This window comes from Labrys sp. (in: a-proteobacteria) (assembly GCF_047605565.1).
In the GTDB taxonomy this organism is placed as follows: Bacteria; Pseudomonadota; Alphaproteobacteria; order Rhizobiales; family Labraceae; genus Labrys; species Labrys neptuniae.
Map to the genome: position 1 here is coordinate 42,628 of NZ_JASGFM010000030.1, position 19,003 is coordinate 61,630.

General features: G+C 61.7%; 18 protein-coding genes. 6 read left to right on the forward strand and 12 right to left on the reverse strand.

The annotated features are described in order from the left end of the window. Nucleotides 1-27: 27 nt before the first annotated feature. The 12 genes from QM672_RS23015 to QM672_RS23070 form a co-directional block, all read right to left on the reverse strand. Nucleotides 28-1,032, reverse strand: a complete 1,005-nt coding sequence (locus QM672_RS23015) for an acetamidase/formamidase family protein (RefSeq protein ID WP_367626347.1) — start codon at nt 1,030-1,032, stop codon at nt 28-30. 25 nt (nt 1,033-1,057) lie between these two features. Continuing rightward, nucleotides 1,058-1,765 (reverse strand): ABC transporter ATP-binding protein, encoded by a 708-nt coding sequence (locus QM672_RS23020; protein ID WP_311940249.1) that lies wholly within the window; start codon nt 1,763-1,765, stop codon nt 1,058-1,060. After that, nucleotides 1,758-2,474, reverse strand: coding sequence for an ABC transporter ATP-binding protein (locus QM672_RS23025; protein ID WP_311940251.1), 717 nt, complete (start codon nt 2,472-2,474; stop codon nt 1,758-1,760). The genes QM672_RS23020 and QM672_RS23025 overlap by 8 nt, the downstream gene beginning before the upstream one ends. After that, a complete protein-coding gene (locus QM672_RS23030; RefSeq protein WP_415085373.1) occupies nt 2,474-3,538 on the reverse strand; it encodes a branched-chain amino acid ABC transporter permease in 1,065 nt (354 codons plus the stop codon). Before QM672_RS23030 ends, QM672_RS23025 begins: the two co-directional genes overlap by 1 nt. A gap of 17 nt (nt 3,539-3,555) precedes the next feature. Further along, a complete protein-coding gene (locus tag QM672_RS23035) occupies nt 3,556-4,428 on the reverse strand; it encodes an ABC transporter permease subunit (protein ID WP_415085375.1) in 873 nt (290 codons plus the stop codon). 117 nt (nt 4,429-4,545) lie between these two features. Further along, a complete protein-coding gene (locus QM672_RS23040; RefSeq protein WP_311940256.1) occupies nt 4,546-5,787 on the reverse strand; it encodes an urea ABC transporter substrate-binding protein in 1,242 nt (413 codons plus the stop codon). 22 nt (nt 5,788-5,809) lie between these two features. Further along, entirely contained in the window at nt 5,810-6,466 is a 657-nt protein-coding gene (locus tag QM672_RS23045; RefSeq protein WP_311940258.1) for an ANTAR domain-containing response regulator, read from the reverse strand. Further along, complete coding sequence (locus tag QM672_RS23050; RefSeq protein WP_415085421.1) at nt 6,466-7,623, reverse strand: transporter substrate-binding domain-containing protein; 1,158 nt, start codon at nt 7,621-7,623, stop codon at nt 6,466-6,468. The genes QM672_RS23045 and QM672_RS23050 overlap by 1 nt, the downstream gene beginning before the upstream one ends. A gap of 202 nt (nt 7,624-7,825) precedes the next feature. Continuing rightward, nucleotides 7,826-8,062 (reverse strand): hypothetical protein, encoded by a 237-nt coding sequence (locus QM672_RS23055; RefSeq protein WP_367626344.1) that lies wholly within the window; start codon nt 8,060-8,062, stop codon nt 7,826-7,828. 285 nt (nt 8,063-8,347) lie between these two features. After that, the gene (locus QM672_RS23060) at nt 8,348-9,745 is read right to left on the reverse strand and encodes an FAD-binding oxidoreductase (RefSeq protein ID WP_415085378.1); all 1,398 of its coding nucleotides are present in this window, start codon (nt 9,743-9,745) and stop codon (nt 8,348-8,350) included. A gap of 190 nt (nt 9,746-9,935) precedes the next feature. Continuing rightward, a complete protein-coding gene (locus tag QM672_RS23065; protein WP_415085380.1) occupies nt 9,936-10,697 on the reverse strand; it encodes an SDR family NAD(P)-dependent oxidoreductase in 762 nt (253 codons plus the stop codon). Nucleotides 10,698-10,918: 221 nt separating this feature from the next. Then, nucleotides 10,919-12,061, reverse strand: a complete 1,143-nt coding sequence (locus QM672_RS23070; RefSeq protein ID WP_415085423.1) for a fumarylacetoacetate hydrolase family protein — start codon at nt 12,059-12,061, stop codon at nt 10,919-10,921. 274 nt (nt 12,062-12,335) lie between these two features. Here QM672_RS23070 and QM672_RS23075 point away from each other — a divergent pair, with 274 nt between their 5' ends. From QM672_RS23075 to QM672_RS23100, 6 genes are all read left to right on the forward strand, one after another. After that, on the forward strand, nt 12,336-13,817 hold the full coding sequence (locus QM672_RS23075; RefSeq protein ID WP_415085382.1) for an aldehyde dehydrogenase family protein: 1,482 nt from the start codon (nt 12,336-12,338) through the stop codon (nt 13,815-13,817). A gap of 3 nt (nt 13,818-13,820) precedes the next feature. Then, a complete protein-coding gene (gene xylB, locus QM672_RS23080; protein ID WP_415085384.1) occupies nt 13,821-15,338 on the forward strand; it encodes a xylulokinase in 1,518 nt (505 codons plus the stop codon). Nucleotides 15,339-15,355: 17 nt separating this feature from the next. Beyond that, nucleotides 15,356-16,027: an HAD-IA family hydrolase gene (locus QM672_RS23085; RefSeq protein ID WP_415085386.1), complete on the forward strand. Its 672-nt coding sequence runs from the start codon at nt 15,356-15,358 to the stop codon at nt 16,025-16,027. Nucleotides 16,028-16,045: 18 nt separating this feature from the next. After that, nucleotides 16,046-16,885 (forward strand): MurR/RpiR family transcriptional regulator, encoded by an 840-nt coding sequence (locus QM672_RS23090; protein ID WP_415085388.1) that lies wholly within the window; start codon nt 16,046-16,048, stop codon nt 16,883-16,885. A 44-nt stretch (nt 16,886-16,929) separates the two neighbouring features. After that, nucleotides 16,930-17,637: a ribose 5-phosphate isomerase A gene (gene rpiA, locus QM672_RS23095; protein ID WP_415085390.1), complete on the forward strand. Its 708-nt coding sequence runs from the start codon at nt 16,930-16,932 to the stop codon at nt 17,635-17,637. A 229-nt stretch (nt 17,638-17,866) separates the two neighbouring features. Beyond that, nucleotides 17,867-18,952, forward strand: coding sequence for a sugar ABC transporter substrate-binding protein (locus QM672_RS23100; protein WP_415085392.1), 1,086 nt, complete (start codon nt 17,867-17,869; stop codon nt 18,950-18,952). Nucleotides 18,953-19,003: the final 51 nt, after the last annotated feature.

Here is a 19,003-nt window from a genome sequence, read left to right on the forward strand (position 1 = left end):
TTGGGATCTGGCAGGATGGGGAGGGCGTCAGCCCAGGAAGGACTTCTTGATGGAAGCGCCCAGCGTATATTTGGGATCGACCATGTTGCCGAGACGAACGCGCCCAGCTTGGGTCAGCAGCATATAGGCATCGATGTCTTCGAAGCCGTAGTCGGTCGCCATCCAGCGAACCAGCTCGCGATAGGCGATGCGCGCGGCATCTTCCATTGGCCGCGAGGAGCCGATGGTCATGATGAAATCCCTGGTCTCGAGGCGCGGCCACTTGATGGTCCAGTTCTTGATCAGGTCGACCTGCACGGTGGTGACGGTCGGATGCTCGATCGCGACACCGCAGAGCTCGCCATCACCTTGCGCGGCGTGGCAGTCGCCGAGATAGAGAAGGGCGCCCTTTGTGTTGACGGGCAGATAGATCACCGCATCTACGCCGACATCGGGCAGATCCATGTTGCCACCGTAATAATCGGGTTGCAGGGCCGATATCGCCTCGATCTCCGGTGATGTGCCGATCGTGCCGATGAAAGGTTCATAGGGCAGGGTGATCTTGTCGTTCCACTTCGTGCCCGTCTCGGCATCGATGTGGAGTTTCTTGACGCGCTCGGGCAGGGGCGGGTTGAGCAGCGCGGTGTCGGCCGTCCCCACCAGCCCGCCGAATTCGGGCATGATCAGCGTCGTACCGCATGGCTGGGGACCTCGCGGCACGATGCTCTTGATGTAGACGGCGAGCGTATCGCCCTTTTCCGCGCCATTCACGAAGATCGGCCCATTCTGCGGATTCAGATAGGGAAAATTGAGGATCTGCGTGGGTTTGTCGGTCTCATGCCGGATACGTCCCTCGAAGGCGTCGTGTGTCTCCGCGGAAATGACGGCGCCGGGATCAACCGAGAGCACGGGATCGACATAGGGACCGTAGACGTAATGGTATTTGCCCTGGTCGGCTTCGGTGATGGTGTGGGACGCTCCCGTCTTGCCTTTGGCGACGCCCTTGCGCGCCATGATGGATTGGTCGAGCCACGGCGTCTGGGTCGATGACATAGTCTTCTCCTTTTCGAGGTGTGGATCACACGGCGAGATGGCGGCGCATGGCCTCGCCGTCCGCGAGGGATTCCCGATCGAGCGCCGCGACGATGCGGCCCTTGTCCATGACGTAGCAGCGCTGTGCCATGGCCCGGATCATGTCGATGTTCTGCTCGACCAGGACGATGGTGACGCCGGTCGCCCGGTTGAGCTCGACCATGATGCTGGCGATGTCCTGGACGATGTTGGGCTGGATGCCCTCGGAGGGTTCGTCCAGGAGGATCAGGGAAGGTTCCGCTATCAGCACGCGGCCGATGGCCAATTGCTGTTGCTGCCCTCCCGACATGGTCCCTGCACGCTGGCTCCAGCGCTCGCGCAGGATCGGGAAATAGTCGAGCGCGCGCCCGCTGCCGGCGTTGGCTGGTTTGCGCATCGCACCCACCGCCATGTTCTCGGCGACCGTCAGGCGGGGAAAGACATCCCGCCCTTGGGGCACATAGCCGATGCCCAGTCGCGCTCTTTTGTGGGCAGGCAGATCGTTGATGGGCGTACCGCGATAGATGATCGAGCCGTCCATGACGGGGACCAGGCCGATCAGGCTCTTCATCAGCGTGGACTTGCCCACGCCGTTGCGGCCGATGACGGCGACGATCTCGCCCTCGTGCACTTCGAGATCGAGGCCCTGCAGGACGGGCTTGCCGCCATAGCCGGCACGAAGTCCGAGAGTGGAGAGCAGGACTTCCTTACGCATGAGCTTGTCCCAGATAGATGGCCGCCACTCGCTCATCTGCGACAATCGCGTCGATCGAGCCCTGGGCAAAGACCTGCCCCAGATGGAGAACGGTAACCTTGTGGGCGACCTGGCGGACGAAAGCCATGTCGTGTTCGACTGCCAGAACGGTCATGCCGTCGGCATTCAGGCGCTTGACCATCTCGCCGGTGGCGTGGGTCTCCTCCGGCGACATGCCTGCCGTCGGTTCGTCCAGGAGCAGGAGCCGGGGCTTGAGACTGATGGCCATGCCGATCTCCAGCCATTGCTTCTGGCCGTGGCTGAGATTGCCGGCGGCCTGGGCCGCCTCCGAGCCGAGATTAAGGAATTCCAGGAGGCGGTCGATCTCACCGGCCAGGGCGGACGGATCGAAATGATGCTGCATGGCGATCTGGAGATTCTGGCGGACACTTAGTGCCTTGAAGATGCCGGGCACCTGGAATTTCACACTCATGCCGCGGCGGATCCGCTGGAACGGCTTGAGGGTCGTGATGTCCTCTCCCGCCAGCAATATGTGTCCATCGCTCGGGACATGCTCGCCGAGGATCAAGCGGAACAATGTGCTCTTGCCGGCACCGTTCGGGCCGATCAGGCAATGCACCTCGCCGGTTTCCAGGCGAAGGTCGACATTGTTGGTGACGTGCAGGCCACCGAAATGCTTGTTGAGGGCCCGCGTTTCGAGCATCGGCATCAGGCTCCTCCTTCCTTGCGTCCGCGCAGGAGGCGCCCCAGCAGATCGGCGCCGGACAGGACGAGACCTCGCGGTGCGATCAGGACAGTGAGAACGAGCAGCAAGCCCATGACGACCAGGGCGTACTGGCTGCCGTAGATCGTGAGAGTCTGGAATGCCGACAGCACGACCAGAGTGCCCACGAGAGTGGCGGTCAGATCGGAGCGTCCGCCGACGGCTACCCAGATCACGGGCAGTGCAGCCGCCGTCATGCCCATGCTGGATGGCGTGATGTACTGACCCCAACTGGTATAGAGGACGCCGGAGAGCCCTGCGAGACCAGCCCCTATCACAAAGGCGCCCAGCTGATACTTGCGGATGTCGTAGCCGAGCATTTCCGCCCGTTCGGGGTTCTCCCGGATCGCGACGAGCACGTTGCCAAAGCGCGAATTCACCAGGATGCGCAGGCTCAGATAGGTCACGACGAGCAGGCCAAGCACGACATAATAGAGGCCGATGTCGGGAAACAGCACGGTATTGCCGCCAGGCCAGGGAATGGTCAGAGCAGGCATGTTGCTCATGCCGTTGAAGCCGTTGAGGCGAGCCTTGCCGATGTGCCATTCCGGGCCGGCCGTCTGTGCCATGAAGCGCTCGAGCACCAACGTTACCGAAAGCGTGACGATGCCCAGGAAGACCCCTGTAATGCGGCCGAAATAGAGGAAATAGCCAAGCAAGGCAGCAAAGAAGGCCGCGAGGGCGACTGCCAGTACGACCGCAATCAGGGTAAAGCCGTAGTTCGCCCCGAAATTGATGGTGAGAATGCCATAACTGTAGCCGGCTATGCCGAAGAAGGCCGTCTGTCCGAAGCTCAAGGCACCGCCATAGCCCCAGATGAGGCTGAGGCCGAGGGCCATGAAGGCCCAGGTGAAGAAATAGACCGTGTTACCGACCGTGTAGCCATCGCTGAAGGCCGGGTAGGCGCATGCCGCGGCCAACACCATGAGGAAGCCGATCCAGAATGACGGACCCCTTCCCATCGTCTGTGGACCTTCGAGGCAGCCCAGGAAACGCAGGAGACTGTTCATATGCCCGTCTCCCGGTCTCAGGCTCGTTCGCGCAGGATGAAGCCGGAAATGCCCTTGGGCAGAACCCGGATCACGATGATGACGGCGATCAGCAGCCCGATTTGCCCGAAGAGCTGGCCCTGCCAGGAGGTCATGCCCGACTTGACGATGGCAAGGATGGCCGCGGCCGGAGCCGTTCCAAGAAAGACGTCAGCGCCGCCGGCGACCACCGTGACGAAGGCCTCCATGATGAAGGTCGTGCCCATGGTTGGCACCAGCGTCATCGTCGGCGCATAGAGCCCGCCGGCCAGTCCGGCCAGGCCTGCTCCCAAAGCGAACGTCAGGCTGTAGACCAGACGCGTATCGATACCGAGAGCGGCGGCCGTGTGCGGTACCTGGATCGTGGCCCGGGCCATCACCCCGAAACGTGTCCAGTTGAACAGGGCATAGAGGCCGACAAGCACCCCGATCGCCATGAAAAAGAGCACGACGCGATAGAGCGAATAGGAATAGCCCGCCATCTGAAAGCTGCCGAGAGGCGTCCCGACTCCCATCATCGTCGACCCAAGCACGATCAGCGTGCCTTGCGTGGCGATCAGGCTCAGGCCCCACGTCGCGACGATGGTGTCGAGCGGCCGGTGGTAGAGATGGCGGATGATGACGATTTCCACCAAGGCTCCCACGGCCGCCGACACCAGGGTACCCACGCAGATGGCCAAGGGAAGGGGAAGCCCCGCATGAGCCGCGGAAACCGTGACATAGGCGCCGCACATGATGAATTCGCCGTGGGCGAGATTGATCACGCCCATCATGCCGAAGATGACGGCGAGGCCGCAGGCGGAGAGAACCAGGAAGGCGAATGCGTCGCCGAACTGGTAGAGCGAGGAAAAGACAAATGTGCCGACATCCATCGGGAGGAACAACCCTGATTTCGAGATCCAGGCCGCCTGCAAGGCGGGCGAGGGACCTGGAATGGGCGCCGCTGCGGGAGCGGCGCTTCTTCCAGGCCAGACAGTTGCTGCCTTGCTTCAAGATTTCGGAGGGGGATTGGACGGGGTGTACTGCGCCTGCGGATCGTTCTTGGTGAGATCACAGCCGGCATCGCCCAGCCAGTAGGGCTTGATGTCCTGCCAAACCTTGGGGAAGGTGATGGAATGGTCCGCCCCGACCTTCGCCAGATAGATCGTGTGGGACATGTGCTGGCTCTTGGGGTCGAGGCACACCTTGCCCTCCGGCGCATCCATGCACACGTCCCCCTGCGCAATGATCTTGCGCAAGTCGTCACGCTTGGTGGAGCCGTTGGCCCGTTCAACCATCTGCTTGTAGAGATAGACCGCCAGGTAGGAGTTTTCGGCCTCCTGGTTCACATAGGGTTCGCTCGGGAACTTCGCCTTGAATTTGGCGACGAAATCCTTGCTCGAAGGCGAGTCGATCTCCTCGATGTAGTTGGTGGTGACATACATGTCCTTCAGGCTCGGCGGCTTGAAGCGCTTGTGCTCATAGCCTTGGCCGACATTCACCGAGGACGCCATCGGCAAGCCGACATTCGCTGCCGCAGCCTGCTCGTAGTAGGAGGCCTGGGCCGTGCCGACCAGGAGTGTCACCACGAAATCGGGCTTGACCTTCTGGATGTTCTGGATCGACTGCGAGAACTGCGAGACGCCGAGCGGGATGAACTCCTCGCCGACCATCTCGCCGCCATTCTCCTTGACGATGTTGCGCACCCATTCGGCGGAGATCTGTCCGAAATTGTAGTCGGCGGCGAGGGTGTAGACCTTCTTGCCGTACTTCTCCATCATCCAGGGGATGAGTGTGGAGAACTGCTGCTCGGGGACCGCCCCGGTAACGATCATATGGGCGTCGCAAACCCCGCCTTCATACTGGTTGTTGTAGAAGGCGAATCCGTCCAGTTGGTCGACGATCGGCCGATAGGCTTCGCGGGAAGCCGACGAGAAGCCGGCAAAGACAGCGTCGACCTTGTCTCGCTGCAGCACCCGGCGCATGAATTCCTGGTAGCGGGTGTTGTCGGACTGCGTATCGTAGACGACCAGTTCCAGCGGGCGCCCCGCGATGCCGCCCTTGGCGTTGATCTCGTCGGTGGCCAGTTGGATCGCGTGAACCTTGCCGATGGTGGCGACGGCGAAGTCGCCTGATTGATCTTCCAGTACGCCGAGCTTTATCGGGTCGGCTGCGAGCGCTTGGGACATGCCGAGCAAAAGTGTCCCTGTGAGGGTTGCGGCTCGCAGCCCCCTTTTGGTCTTCCCAGTCATGTGAGTTCTCCTCTGTCGACGCTTATTTTGTCTCGGCACGCCGGCCGGAGGGCCCTTCGCGCACCGTTATTTTGGGCGTTGCCGCCCATCTGCCGAGGAACTCCTCGCAGTATTCTTCCAGGCTGACCCGCAAACGCATGCTTTCGCGCCGCAGCCGGTTGTAGGCTTCATCGTCATCGATGCCGGTCTGTGTCGTTAGCGTCAGCACGGCCTTGATCACCGAGCGGCGGCCACGCCGTCGTCGCTCCATGTCGTCGAGGCGGTTCTGCATATCATTGCGCAGCAGGAACTGATTCACGCCCAGGAACAGTGCGGTGTAGATGGCTGCGCTGTGCACCGGCTTGCGCAGGAAGGCCGTCGCACCGAGATTGACAAGACGCTTGAGCCGGCTCGGTGCCTCCACGCCCACCAGCCCGATGACTGGCACTGGTGGCAGGCGTGGATCACCCTCGGTCTCCAGGGGAAGAGTGCCGTCCAGATCGCCGTCCACGAAGAGGATATCCCGCTCCTGCTTCAAGCTTGTCATGTCGAAGTCGACGCGGCCATCGGCGACGATGAGGAACTCGCTGGTCACCCCCAATTTCGCGAGCGTTGTTTCGAGAGCTTCGACCGCGGTGCGGTTGGCGGTAACGATCAGGGCCCTGCTGCCGTTGAAGTTCTGGAGGAGGCGAGCAACCATCACTTTGCGATCCTCAAATTTGGCGTGTGGGAGACAACGGCATATCGTGGCGAGGACTGAACGAGGTAGGGGTCGGGCTGAATGGGGCCGGCCTCCTCGACGATCACATCAAAGCGCGCCTTCCGGTTCGAGCGGCCGATGCGTGGCGTGAGCCAGGCATGGGATGTCTGAGGATCGATCCAGACTTCGCCTTGCGGTGCTGTGAACCTCTGGCGAGCGACGGCGTTCTTGACGGCGGACACCTCGTCCGTACCTGCCGCCGACAATGCGCGTGCCAGCAACTGCACGGCGATATAGGAGGCCTCGGCATCGGCCGATGTGGCCGGGCCATTTGGGAAGGACCGCTCATAGGCCGTGGTGAATGCCTTGTTCGCTGGAGTCTCCAGTGAGGAGAAATAGACAGACGAACTCAGATGACCATCGACCATTTCTTGGCCGATCTCCTCCAGTTCCGGTTCGGAGAGCGTGCAGCTGGCGATGGGGATCTGCGCGGCCTGATCGATGCCGCGGGCTTGGCAAGCTGATCGAAACGCACGGAAGAACGCATAGGCGCTCTCACCGATGAGGTTGTTGAACACGAAATCGGGACGGGCCGAGAGGATCGCGTCGACGACCTGGCCGAATTCGGTGTCGCCGATGGCGACATAGCGTTCCGCCAGAACTCTGCCGCCCTGTGCCGTCATGGCCTCGCGAAAGATGCGGTTGTTTTCCCAGGCCCAGATGTAGTTCGATCCGACGCAGAAGGCGTTCGAGCCGATATTGGCCAGCATGTAGCGTACGAGCGGAAGCACGTGCTGGTTGGGTGAAGCGCCCGTGTAGATGACATTGTTCGAGGTCTCGAACCCCTCATAGTGTGAGGGATACCACAGCAGGGCATCGTATTTTTCAAAACAGGGGATGACTTCCTTGCGGCTCGATGACGTATAGCACCCGATCACATGACGTATGCCGTCGCTGGTCATTTGCCGGCTATGCTCGGCATAGCGTGCCAGGTCACCTCCGGGGTTCACCACGACAGGCTCGAGCCGGAGATCCGGAAAGGACCGGGAGATCTCCTCGAAGGCCAGCAAGGCGCCGTTCAGCATGGAGCGCGCGACCACGCTATAGGAGCCGGTCGTCGAGAACATTACTCCGATGCGATGCCTTGTTGCCGACATAAGCCCATTCCAAAACAAAAAACGCCCAGCGGCTGGTCTGCCGTGGGCGTCCGTGCCACCAACCATACGCGTGCAGAGCGCACTCGCCTGTTGGAAATGTAATCAGATGTGGCGCGTAAATAGGCAGCTCTGCCTAGCGCTCTAAAATTAGGCTCCTCCAGATTTGATCATTTGTCAAGTCGTTAAATGTCGGCGCGGCTTCTTATCTGCCGGATTGGTTCCGGCACTTGCCGCCCGATCTGCCGGCGGCGATGAGCCGCTCGGGATCGGAACGCCAGACAAAGGGCTGGGACGGCTGGCTATGCTCGCTGATGAAGTGCTTGATGGCGACGTGGAGAGAGGCGGCGGATTGGAAGGCGTCGTTCTTCAGGCAGTAGCGGCGCGACTTGGTGACGAGGTCATCGACCTTGTTCGGTCGCGAATATACAGTAATTGCCACGGATTTTTATGAATAAAACCGATGTGCGACTTTATGCGTTGCAGGAACCGGGCCTAAAAATAATATATTATATCGGCGTTTTGGAAATTCTGATGGATTCTTCGATTAATAAGTCATGTAAAATAAATAGTTAAAGAAAAATGGTGATTCGAAGAAAGGTCATTTTTCTCTAACGTGCAAGAAAAAGGAAGCGACTGCGATTACAGGTTCAAATCAGAGTACCCATGCCGCGCAACCAATTGCGGAAGTCAACTTCCTGTGCGGCATATGACGGAGCGGACTTCTTCACACCTCAAACAACCGTCCCGGACTCATGATGCCCTTGGGGTCAAAGAGACGCTTAACGCCTTCCGTCAGGGCTTTCTCCTCAGGTGCCAGGCCTTTGAGGTAGGAGCCAAGCTTGGCGCGGCCAATCCCGTGCTCGGCGCTGATCGAGCCCGCGAATTCAGGCAGGGCGGCGTAGACCACCTGCTCGCACCGCTTGAGAAAAGCTGGCTTGTCGCCCTCTGCCATGTGAGGCGGCGGGAGCACATTGTAGTGGAGGTTGCCATCGCCGACATGTCCATAGGCTACGGGAATGGCGTTGGGCTCGGCCTGCGCCAGCGCAGCATCCGTTTTGGCGAGGAAGGCGGCGATGTCCGAAATCGGCACCGAGACATCTGTGCGCAGATGACGGCCGCGGCGGGCCTGCCCCTCCACCAGGTCCTCGCGGATGCGCCAGAGCGCACCGGCCTGCGCGCTGTTGGCAGCAACCGTGCCGTCGAGGACATGGCCTGCTTCCATCGCGCTCTCGAGAAAGCGTTGCATCAGGGCAGAGAGGTCGACCAGGCCGCTGGCCGAGGCCTCCATCAGCACATAGTGCGAGGATCTGGTTTCCAGGGGATGGCGCAAATCCGGCGTTGCCTCCTGCGCGAGTTCCACGCCGACATGGCCGATGAGCTCGAACGCCGAGAGCAGGTCGCTGAGGTCTCGCCGGGCAAGTCCGTAGAGCGCGACGGCAGCTGCGGGGTTCTCCACCGCGAGGAAGGCCGTCTCCACTTGCGTCGGTTTGGGGAAGAGGCGCAGGCTCACCGCCGTGATGATGCCGAGTGTGCCTTCCGAACCGATGAGAAGCTGCTTGAGGTCGTAGCCTGTGTTGTTCTTGTGCAGCTTCCTCAGGCCGTTCCAGATCTGCCCGTCCGGCAGCACGGCCTCGATGCCGAGCACGAGATTGCGCGTCATGCCATAGCGCAGCACATTGAGGCCGCCGGCATTGGTGGCGACATTGCCGCCGATCTGACAACTTCCCTGGGCGCCGAGCGCCAGGGGGAAGAGGCGCTCATGCTCGGAGGCGACGGCATGGAGATTGGCGAGGATGCAGCCTGCCTCCACTGTCATCGAGAAGTTGGCCGGGTCGATTTCGCGGATATGGTTCAGCCGTTCCAGGCTGACGACCACTTCTGTGCCGTCAGCCGAAGGCACCCCACCTGCGACAAGCCCGGTATGGCCGCCCTGGGGTACGACGGGAATGGCGGCGGCGGCGCATAGACGCACAATCTGCGCAACCTCCTCGACGGTGCGTGGGCGCAGGATAGCGCGAGCCCGTCCCTTCGCATCGCGCGGCCAGTCGGTGAGATAGCGCTCGGCCTGGTCGGGATCGGTGACAGGATCGAAAATGGCCAGATGGTCATCGATGGGGGGCATGGCTGGTTCGCCTGGGAGAGGGGTTGTCAGGTGGTCTACGTCGCGCTGCGCATAGTCGCCATCGCGTTTGGGATTTCCGGTGGTTCCACGCCGTTGCGGTTCGACCGATGCCGGCAGGGCGGCAGGCAGGACAAGGGTATCGAGCTGCGTGAGGAAGGTTCATCCGGGCCAGCGCCAAGGCAACGAGTTCTCAAATGCATGTATAGCCTCCATCGGCGTTGATGATTGAGCCCGTCAACAAGCTCGATGCATCCGAAGCCAGGAATTGAACGACGGAGGCGATTTCATGCGGTTGCCCCATCCGGCCGGCGGGAGTCATGTCCAGCCAGCGCGACAACAAGCCTGGTTGGCTTTCGAGACCATGCAGGAGCGGTGTCTCGATATAGGTGGGTGCGACCGCATTCACCCGCACGCCGCGCTTGGCCCATTCGACCGCCAGTGATTTTGTCAGGTGGTGCACGCCTGCCTTTGAGGCGTTGTAGTGACACTGCGGCTGCGGGATGTTGACGATCTGGCCGGACATCGAACCGATATTGATGATCGAGCCTGCCCCAGCTTCCAGCATCCGCCGGCCGAACCCGCGGCAGGTGCGAAACACGCCCGTCAGGTTGACGGCAATGACCTGGTCCCATTCCGCGTCGGTCATGTCCTCGGCGGGCGTGTTGGTCACGATCCCCGCGTTGCAGACCAATATGTCAAGCGGGGGCAAGGCGCTCGCCAATGCGTCGATCGACGCGCTGTCGGTGACATCCAGAACCTCCGCCCGTGCTTTGTGGCCCCTGGAGCTCAGATCGAGTGCGGTGGCTTGTGCCCGCTCGCGCTTGATGTCGGTGCAGATCACTTCGGCTCCGGTCGCCGCGAGCGCCTCGGCGATAGCGGCTCCGATCCCTTGTCCTGCGCCGGTGACCAGCGCAAGCTTGCCCATCAGATCGTACTTCGCCCTATAGTCCATTCGTTCCTCCATCGGCTTGGCAGACAGGGTGACGGCTTGCTGCCATCAGCGTGCGAGGCAGCAGGGCAGCGCGGTTCGACATGGCTATAACCCGCAGACTCGCAGCACGGGTTTCCTCCGAACGGCAGCCCTGACATTCAGCAAAGAGGGCGTGACGGCCCTCGTTCACGCTGGGAATTTCCAAGGGCCCGGGGTGTCGGACAGTCTGGCTCGCCCGCAGCTCAAAGAAGTCCTCGCCCTGCCAGATTGCGCATGAGCGAACGCGTGCCGAAGGTCCATGGTGCCGCTTCGTCGGAGTAGACGACAGTGTTTTGCAGCGTGCCCAGAAGCGGCGTCGAGATTGCCACGACATCGCCCTTTGCGTGCGTGAAGCCCGAACCCTTTTCTGCGCGGTCCTGCGTGGGCGCGAACATGGTCCCCAGAAACAGCATGAAGCCGTCCGGATATTGGTGGGACTTGTTCAATGTCTGCGAGACCAGACTGGCGGGCTTGCGGCTGATTTCCGCCATGTTCGAATGTGCCGACATGCGGAAGCCGTCTGTTCCCGCAACCGACATGGTCAGGGTCGCAGTCTCGATATCGGCGAGCGTGAAGTTGTCGTCGAACAGCCGGATGAATGGACCGATGGCGCAGGAGGCGTTGTTGTCCTTGGCTTTGCCGAGAAGGAGGGCAGACCGTCCCTCGACGTCGCGCAGGTTCACGTCATTGCCGAGCGTCGCGCCGCGGATAGTGCCCTTGCTGTCGACGGCCAGCACGATTTCGGGTTCGGGGTTGTTCCAGCTCGAGATCCGGTTCACCCCGATCTGTGCGCCCGGGCCCACGGCCGACATTGGCTGTGACTTGGTGAAGACTTCGGCGTCCGGGCCTATGCCCACCTCGAGATATTGCGACCATAGCCCTTCGGCGATCAGCGCGGCCTTGACCTCCGCGGCCTTCGCCGAACCCGCCTCGATGTTCGACAGGCTCCCGCCGATTGCCGCTCCTATCCGCCGGCGCAGTTCGTCCGCGCGGCCCGGATCGCCGGACGTACGCTCATCGATCACGCGCTCGACCATGCTTTGCGCGAAGGTCACCCCGCAGGCCTTCAGGGCCTGGAAGTCGGCCGGGGCGAGGAGGCAAGGGCGGTTCGAATGATAGCCCATCTCGGTCGGATCGAGGACCATGTCCTGCGGCACTCCGATCGCCTCGCCGGTGAGAGCATCGAAGCGACCTGCAGGATCGGTATCAAGAAAATCGGCCATGGAGACCACGCTCTCGGTCACATCGATGAGGGTACCGTCGCGCAGTATGACGATCGAAGGGCCCTTGCCTGGCCGCCATACGCGGCCAACGAGTTTCCCGGCTTCGGGCGAAGTGGGCAGCATTGAACGTTTCCTCGTTATATCTAGCAAAACTACATATAGCGGAGGACATTGGTCAAGCGCTTTGAGAGGGGGCCCGGGTTCTTCCCTTCCTTCGGCTATTCCGGTAAATAAATTTAATCTAATATAATCAATTATTTGTATAAAATCGCTGTTTCTGCTCTTCGCCATTTTGGCAGCCTCTCCTCCAAGATTCCTCTTGCCAATATGTAGTGATGCTATATCACTCTGGGCACGGGCAGCGATAGCTCACAGCGGGAGGTGGCGAAGATACGTCATGACAAACCAGACCCCCTACGACCTGATTTCCCAGATGGATGGCATGCTCTTCATTGAAGGTGCGTTCCGAAAAGGCGGGGGCGGGCGTCTTCCCGTCGAGAACCCGGCGACAGGCGAGATCATCGGCCAGATCGCCGCGGCAACGAAAGCCGAGGTCGAGGAAGCCGTCCTCGCCGCACGCCGTGCTTTCCGTCCCTGGGCGAGGCAGCTGCCCAAGGTGCGCGCGGCCGCGCTTCATCGGCTTGGGGATGCGATCGCAGCCGATGCTCTGGCGATGGCAAGGGTCATGACGGCCGAGCAGGGAAAGCCCGTCAACGAGGCAAAAGGCGAGATCCTCAAGCTCGCCGAGGCCTGTCATTTCTATGCCGAGGAAGCCACCCGCGTTCATGGCGAGATCATCCCGAACGAGCAGCCTGGATTCCAGAGCCTCGTCGTACGCGAGCCGATCGGCGTGGTTGGCGCCATCACTCCGTGGAACTATCCGGCCGAGCTCGTGGGCTGGAAGCTTTGCGCGAGCTTGGCGTCGGGCTGTACGATCGTCATCAAGCCCGCCGAGATTACGCCGTTCACCGCGCTCGCCATTGCCGCCAAATGCGCCGAGGCGGGAATCCCGGCAGGGGTGGTCAACGTGCTGACGGGCAAGGGGGCGCAGGTCGGACAGGCGCTGGTGGAGCACCCTCAGGTCGACAAGATCGCCTTCACCGGATCGAGTGCGGTTGGCCTGCATATCCAGCAAAGCTGTCCCCAGGTGAAGCGCCTGTCGCTGGAACTCGGCGGCAACTGCCCAATGGTCGTGACGGCGAGCGCCGATATCGCTGCGGCGGTCAAAGGCGCGGCACGCCGCAGTTTCCGGAACTGCGGCCAGATCTGTATCGCGATCAACCGGATCTATGTCCACCGCTCCGTCTACGAGGATTTCCTCACGGGACTGGGCCAGGCGGCCGAGGCGCTCAGCGTCCACAATGGGCTCGAACGGCCCGACGCCGATCTGGGGGCGATGGCTTCGGGCGAGCCGCTGGCCAAGACGCGGGCACATCTGGACGACGCACTGGCCAGGGGCGCACGACTGGTCGCGGGCGGCAAGGCGCCCGAGGGCGCCGACTATGCCAAGGGGCATTTCTTCCGTCCGTCCGTGGTGGCCGACTGCACGCACCAGATGCTGGTGATGACCGAGGAGACCTTCGGCCCGCTGGTCGGTGTTGCCGTTTACGACGAGCTGTCCGAGGCGATCGCCTTGGCCAATGACACGCCCTACGGATTGGCTTCCTATGTCTATGCACGCGACCTGACCGAGATCCAGACCCTGTCTGCGGGCCTGGATTACGGCAATGTAGCGATCAACAATGTCGATGCCGGGATCATGAACGCTCCCTATGGGGGACGTAAGCAGAGCGGTGTCGGTTATGAACATGGTCGCGAGGGGCTGCTTGAATACTTCAATTTCAAGCATGTCCGGCTGCATCACGGTGTGGGGGCTTGAGCGATGCAGGCGCTGTTGGGAATCGACATCGGCACCTCCGGGTGCAAGGCGTTGTTGATTGCGGCCGATGGCGCCGTCATCGCGGCGCAAACCGAGACTTATCCGCTATCGCAACCGCATCCGGGATGGTCGGAACAGGATCCTGAACTCTGGGTCGAAGGTGCGCGCAAGGCGGTTGCCGGCGCGCTGGCCAAGGCGCCAGAGATCGAGATCTCGTGCATCGGCCTTTCCGGCCAGATGCACGGGCTCACGCCGCTGGACGAGGGACATCGGGTGCTGCGGCCGGCGATCCTCTGGAATGACCAGCGCAACGGCGCCGAATGCGCTGCGATCACCGAGGCGGCTGGGGGGCTCGAAGGAGTACTGGCCGCCACGAACAACCGGATGCTGGTCGGCTATACCGGGGGCAAGATCCTGTGGATGCGCAATCACGAGCCGGAGCTGTTCGCGCGCATGAAGGTGATGCTCAATCCCAAGGATTATCTGCGTCTGCGGCTGACGGGGGAGGTCGCGTCGGAGGTCTCGGATGCTTCCGGCACGGGGCTCTTCGATGTGCGGCGGCGCCAGTGGGCCAAGGGCTTGATCGAGGTGGCTGGGATCGATCCGACCCTGCTACCGCCGGTCTTTGAATCGCAGGTGATCACCGGGCGGGTCTCGGCCATCGGTGCCGATCTGTTCGGGTTGCCCGAAGGCATACCGGTCGCCGGTGGCGGGGGCGATGCCGTCATTCAGACGATCGGGTCCGGCGTGATTGCCCCCGGCGAATTGCAGTCGACGATCGGAACGGCCGGCATTCTTGCCGCGGCACTCGACTCGCCGCAGGACAACCCGGACGGCAGGTTGCAGGTATTCTGCAATGTTGCGCCGGACAAATGGCATTGCATGGGCGTTTCGCTGAACGCCGGCGGGGCGATGGGCTGGTTTCGCGAGACGCTGTGGGCTGGGTCAGACGGTGCGCTGACCTCGTTTGATCAGATCGTGGCGGAGGCGGCACAGAGTCCCGCCGGCGGGCGCGGCCTGCTATTCCTGCCTTATCTCAACGGGGAACGCTGCCCGCATCCCGATCCGGGGGCAAGAGGTGCCTTTGTCGGGCTGACCGCTCGGCATAGGCGTGGCGATCTTGCGCGTGCTGTGATGGAAGGCGTTGTCCACGCTTTTGCCGATATGCACGCGCTGATGAAGCCGATGGGCATCGACGGGCAAATTGTGAAGGCATCGGGAGGCGGTGCGCGCTCGCCACTCTGGCGTCAGATTCAGGCCGACATGTTCGGCTGCGATGTGGTGACGACCGACGGTGCTGCGGAGGGTGCGGCCTTCGGGGCAGCACTGGTCGCGGGCCTGGCGATTGGCGTGTGGCCCGACGTGGCAAGTGCGGCGCGCAGCTGCCGCGACCTGACGTGGGAACGCCCAGACCCGGGCACCGCCCAGGTCTATGCCCGTGCTCACCACGCCTATCGCAATCTATACCCGGCGTTGAGCGAGACCTTTGATGCGCTCGGCGAAGCCATTTTTGACCAGTAGCCGTAGGAACTCGCGACATGCCGATTTACGCCGCATTCATTTTCGATCTCGATGGCACTTTGATCGACAGTGCGCCCGACATAGCCGCGGCCCTCAGCAAAGGCTTTGCCGCCAATGGTTGGCCGGAACTCGATCCGCGCTATGTGGAGCAATTCATCGGCAACGGACCGAGGCGCCTGATCCTCGATATCCTTGAGGACAAGGGCATCGCCTATGACGAGGAGGCGGTCGAGCGGGCGTTCGAAGGATATCTGCAGGCCTATCTCGACGATCCCGCAGGCAGGACGCAGTTTTTCTCACATGTCCCGGAGGATCTGGCGGCCTTGCGCCAGGCGGGCGCGCGGCTTGGCATCTGCACCAACAAGAACCACGCAGTGACCGGCAAGGTCCTGGAGCAGCTTGGCTTGGCGGACCTCTTCGATGCGGCGATTGGTGCGGATGCGGTGCCTGCTTCCAAGCCGGATCCGGGTCATCTCATGGCTGTCGCCGAAGCGATGGCGCTCGAGCCCGGTAGCTGGGCCTATGTCGGCGACACGAATGTCGATCGCGCGACGGCTGAGGCGGCGGGTGTGCCATTCTACGTTGTTCCGTGGGGAGCTGGCGCCTCGGTCGACGTTCCCACCGGTCATCGGTTGACCCGCCTGGCCGATCTGTTGCAGCACGATCCAAGACCCACCGCCGCCGAATAGCGGCAAGGAGAGTGCCAGATGACCGTCAGCCTGCTGCAACGTATCCTACAAGAACGCGAGGAGATGCATCCGGCTGAGCGGCGGGTCGCCGCCTTCGTCAGCGCCTCACCCTCGGAGGTGCTGCACATGAGCATGGCGCGCTTGTCCGAGACCTGCTCGGTGAGCGACCCGACGATCATGCGGTTTTGCCGCCGCTTCGGCTTCGAAGGCTATCAGGAATTCAAGCTGCATTTGGCGCAGAGCCTCGTGCCTTCGGCACCCTTCGCCTACGAACAGATCATTCCTGATGACAGCATCGACAACATCGTGCGCAAGACCTGCCGGAACTCGCTGAACGCGATCCAGAGACTGGCCGAGGATCTGGTGCCCGAACAGGTGGCGGAAGCCGCGCGTGTGCTTCAGGCAGCAAGCTGGACCGGAATCTATGCAGCCGGAATTTCCGAGGTGAACGCGCTCGACGCCGAGCACAAGTTCCAACGCCTCGGCATGCGGTGCCAGGCCCTTCTGGGCAGGCAACGCCAATGGATGCATGCCGAAAGGGCCAGGCCCGGCGAAGTCGCGCTGATCTTCTCGCAATCGGGACATACCAAGCAGATGGTCGAAGTCGCCATCGCTGCGCGGGCACGCGGCGCACGCGTGGTCTCGATCGCCGCCGGCGAGAGCCCGCTGGCACGGGTTACGGATGCCATGGTCGCCGTCCTGCCCTACGACCGGACGGAACTGATGACGCCGCTGGCATCGCGTCTCAACCACCATCTGGTCACCAACATGCTGGTGACCGCCATTGCCATTTCGAGCGGCAGCCAGTTCCCCGACCAACTGCCTGCGCTCGACAATTGGCTGACAGACAAGATTTGAAACCCTGAAGAGGCGCGGCGGAGCCTTGCGCCAGAGGAGGAAGAATGAGCGCGCAGGACGAAGCCAAGAAGGTCGCGGGCCGACGCGTGATCCAGGAATTCGTGCGCGACGGCATGAAGCTGGGCCTGGGATCGGGCACGACGTCGCATTTCTTCGTGCGCGAGCTTGGCAAGCATGTTGCCGCAGGAATGAAACTGACCTGCACAACGACGTCCCGTTCGACGATCGACGTCGCGCGTGGGGTGGGGATCGAGATCACCGATCCCAACGACATCGGCGAACTCGATCTGACCATCGATGGACCGGACGAAATCGATCACAAGTTCAATATGATCAAAGGCGGTGGGGCCTGCCTCCTGTGGGAAAAAATCGTCGCCCATGCCTCCAGGCGAATGATCTGCATCTGCGACGAGACCAAGATCGTCGATTGCCTGGGAGGATTTCCCCTGCCGGTGGAAGTGGTGCAGTTCGCCTGGAAGCAGACCGAGCGCATGGTGGGGCGTGCGCTCGCCGATCACGGGATTAAAGACGTCAGGATTGAGCGCCGCGTACGGGACGGGCAGCCCGTCGTGACGGACAGCGGCAACTTCATTCTCGATTGCCGTTGCGGTCCGATCATAGCCGATCCCGCACCATTGGAGCTCGAGTTGAACCGCATACCCGGCGTGGTCGAGAACGGTCTTTTCACCCGCGAGGCAGTGGGAATGGTCGTGGGCTGTTTCGATGGAACATCCTACGTGAAGATGCGGTGATCTAGTAAAACTCCGCATAGGAAAGGGATCGGTGTTATCCGCTCTTTTTCGAAGCGAAACCAAAAACCCTTACATCCTATTGTAATAAAATAGGAAAATCTAAAAACTTCAAAATTTCATGGCACAAGTTGCGCGGCAGCTATCACGGCGCGCCGCGCGACCAGTTGACAGTTGAACTCAATATCTAGTAATACTACATGCGCCAAAAAACAGCATCAGGGAGAGCAAAATGGAGATCCGAGGGGGAATTAGCCGGCGTGGCGTGCTTGCGGGCGGAGCGGCGATCGGGCTGGGGATGATGACGGGGCAGGGCGCATTCGCCGCGCAAAGCCGCCTGTCGATCCCCTATTCGAACAAGAGCCTCGACTACTACTTCTTCGTGATCCAGGAAGAAGCGGTGAAGCGCGCCGTCAAGGAAAGCTCCGGCGAGTTCCAGGCGACCAACGCGAATTTCGACAACACGCGGCAGCTCGAGCAATGGCAGAGCTTGCTGCTTTCACGCCCGTCGGCGATCATCTCCGATCCGATCGATAGCCAGGCCATCGTCTCCGCCATCCGGCGCTACAACCAGCAATCGATCCCGGTCGGCATCATCGATACGCCGGCGGATGGCGGGAAAGTTGCCATCACCGTGAGCTTCGACAATTTCCAGGGTGGCGTCATGGCCGCCGAGGAGATCGTCAAGCGTCTGGTCAAGAAACACGGAAGCCCCAAGGGCACGGTGCTGAACTGTTATGGCGCGCTCGCTTCGGTCGCCTGGCGCCTGCGCAAGGAAGGCATGGACTCGGTCTTTGCGAAATATCCTGACATCAAATATCTGGCGCGCCCCACCGAGGGGCAGCTCGAGCAGATGCTGTCCGTGACGCTCTCCACGCTTTCCGAGCATCCCGACCTCGACGCCGTGCATGCGCCCTCCGACTCGCCTTCCCGTGGCATCGTCACCGCGCTGCAGCAGAAGGGACGCTGGAAGAAGGTGGGCGAGGACGGCCATGTCATCTTCATCAATATCGACGGCGAGCCGGTCGCGCTCAAATGGATCCAGGAAGGCTATATGGATGCCTGCGTGTCGCAGGATCCGATCGCCTATGGCGAAATCGCGGTCGAGATGATCGTGAAGCATGCCCTGAAGGGCGAGGATGTGCCGCTCGGCACTTATGAGAACAAGAAATATTTCTGGGAGAAGGGCGATCTCGTCGCCGGCAAGACCGGCCCCACCTTGATCATCCCGGCTTTCGTCATCAATGGCGACAACGCCAACGACCGGCGCCACTGGGGAGCGGTTGCCGAAAAGGACTGGGGTATCGCCTACCGATAGTTCCCGAATCTGGTTTTCCGGGGCGCAAATAGCCGCCCCGGCTCACACAAT

Excerpts from the sequence above, each read along its gene's own strand:
- QM672_RS23015 (WP_367626347.1), bottom strand. The coding sequence starts at position 1,032 with ATGTCATCGACCCAGACGCCGTGGCTCGACCAATCCATCATGGCGCGC.
- QM672_RS23020 (WP_311940249.1), bottom strand. The coding sequence starts at position 1,765 with ATGCGTAAGGAAGTCCTGCTCTCCACTCTCGGACTTCGTGCCGGCTAT.
- QM672_RS23025 (WP_311940251.1), bottom strand. The coding sequence starts at position 2,474 with ATGCCGATGCTCGAAACGCGGGCCCTCAACAAGCATTTCGGTGGCCTG.
- QM672_RS23030 (WP_415085373.1), bottom strand. The coding sequence starts at position 3,538 with ATGAACAGTCTCCTGCGTTTCCTGGGCTGCCTCGAAGGTCCACAGACG.
- QM672_RS23035 (WP_415085375.1), bottom strand. The coding sequence starts at position 4,428 with ATGGATGTCGGCACATTTGTCTTTTCCTCGCTCTACCAGTTCGGCGAC.
- QM672_RS23040 (WP_311940256.1), bottom strand. The coding sequence starts at position 5,787 with ATGACTGGGAAGACCAAAAGGGGGCTGCGAGCCGCAACCCTCACAGGG.
- QM672_RS23045 (WP_311940258.1), bottom strand. The coding sequence starts at position 6,466 with ATGGTTGCTCGCCTCCTCCAGAACTTCAACGGCAGCAGGGCCCTGATC.
- QM672_RS23050 (WP_415085421.1), bottom strand. The coding sequence starts at position 7,623 with ATGTCGGCAACAAGGCATCGCATCGGAGTAATGTTCTCGACGACCGGC.
- QM672_RS23060 (WP_415085378.1), bottom strand. The coding sequence starts at position 9,745 with ATGCCCCCCATCGATGACCATCTGGCCATTTTCGATCCTGTCACCGAT.
- QM672_RS23065 (WP_415085380.1), bottom strand. The coding sequence starts at position 10,697 with ATGGACTATAGGGCGAAGTACGATCTGATGGGCAAGCTTGCGCTGGTC.
- QM672_RS23070 (WP_415085423.1), bottom strand. The coding sequence starts at position 12,061 with ATGCTGCCCACTTCGCCCGAAGCCGGGAAACTCGTTGGCCGCGTATGG.
- QM672_RS23075 (WP_415085382.1), top strand. The coding sequence starts at position 12,336 with ATGACAAACCAGACCCCCTACGACCTGATTTCCCAGATGGATGGCATG.
- xylB (WP_415085384.1), top strand. The coding sequence starts at position 13,821 with ATGCAGGCGCTGTTGGGAATCGACATCGGCACCTCCGGGTGCAAGGCG.
- QM672_RS23085 (WP_415085386.1), top strand. The coding sequence starts at position 15,356 with ATGCCGATTTACGCCGCATTCATTTTCGATCTCGATGGCACTTTGATC.
- QM672_RS23090 (WP_415085388.1), top strand. The coding sequence starts at position 16,046 with ATGACCGTCAGCCTGCTGCAACGTATCCTACAAGAACGCGAGGAGATG.
- rpiA (WP_415085390.1), top strand. The coding sequence starts at position 16,930 with ATGAGCGCGCAGGACGAAGCCAAGAAGGTCGCGGGCCGACGCGTGATC.
- QM672_RS23100 (WP_415085392.1), top strand. The coding sequence starts at position 17,867 with ATGGAGATCCGAGGGGGAATTAGCCGGCGTGGCGTGCTTGCGGGCGGA.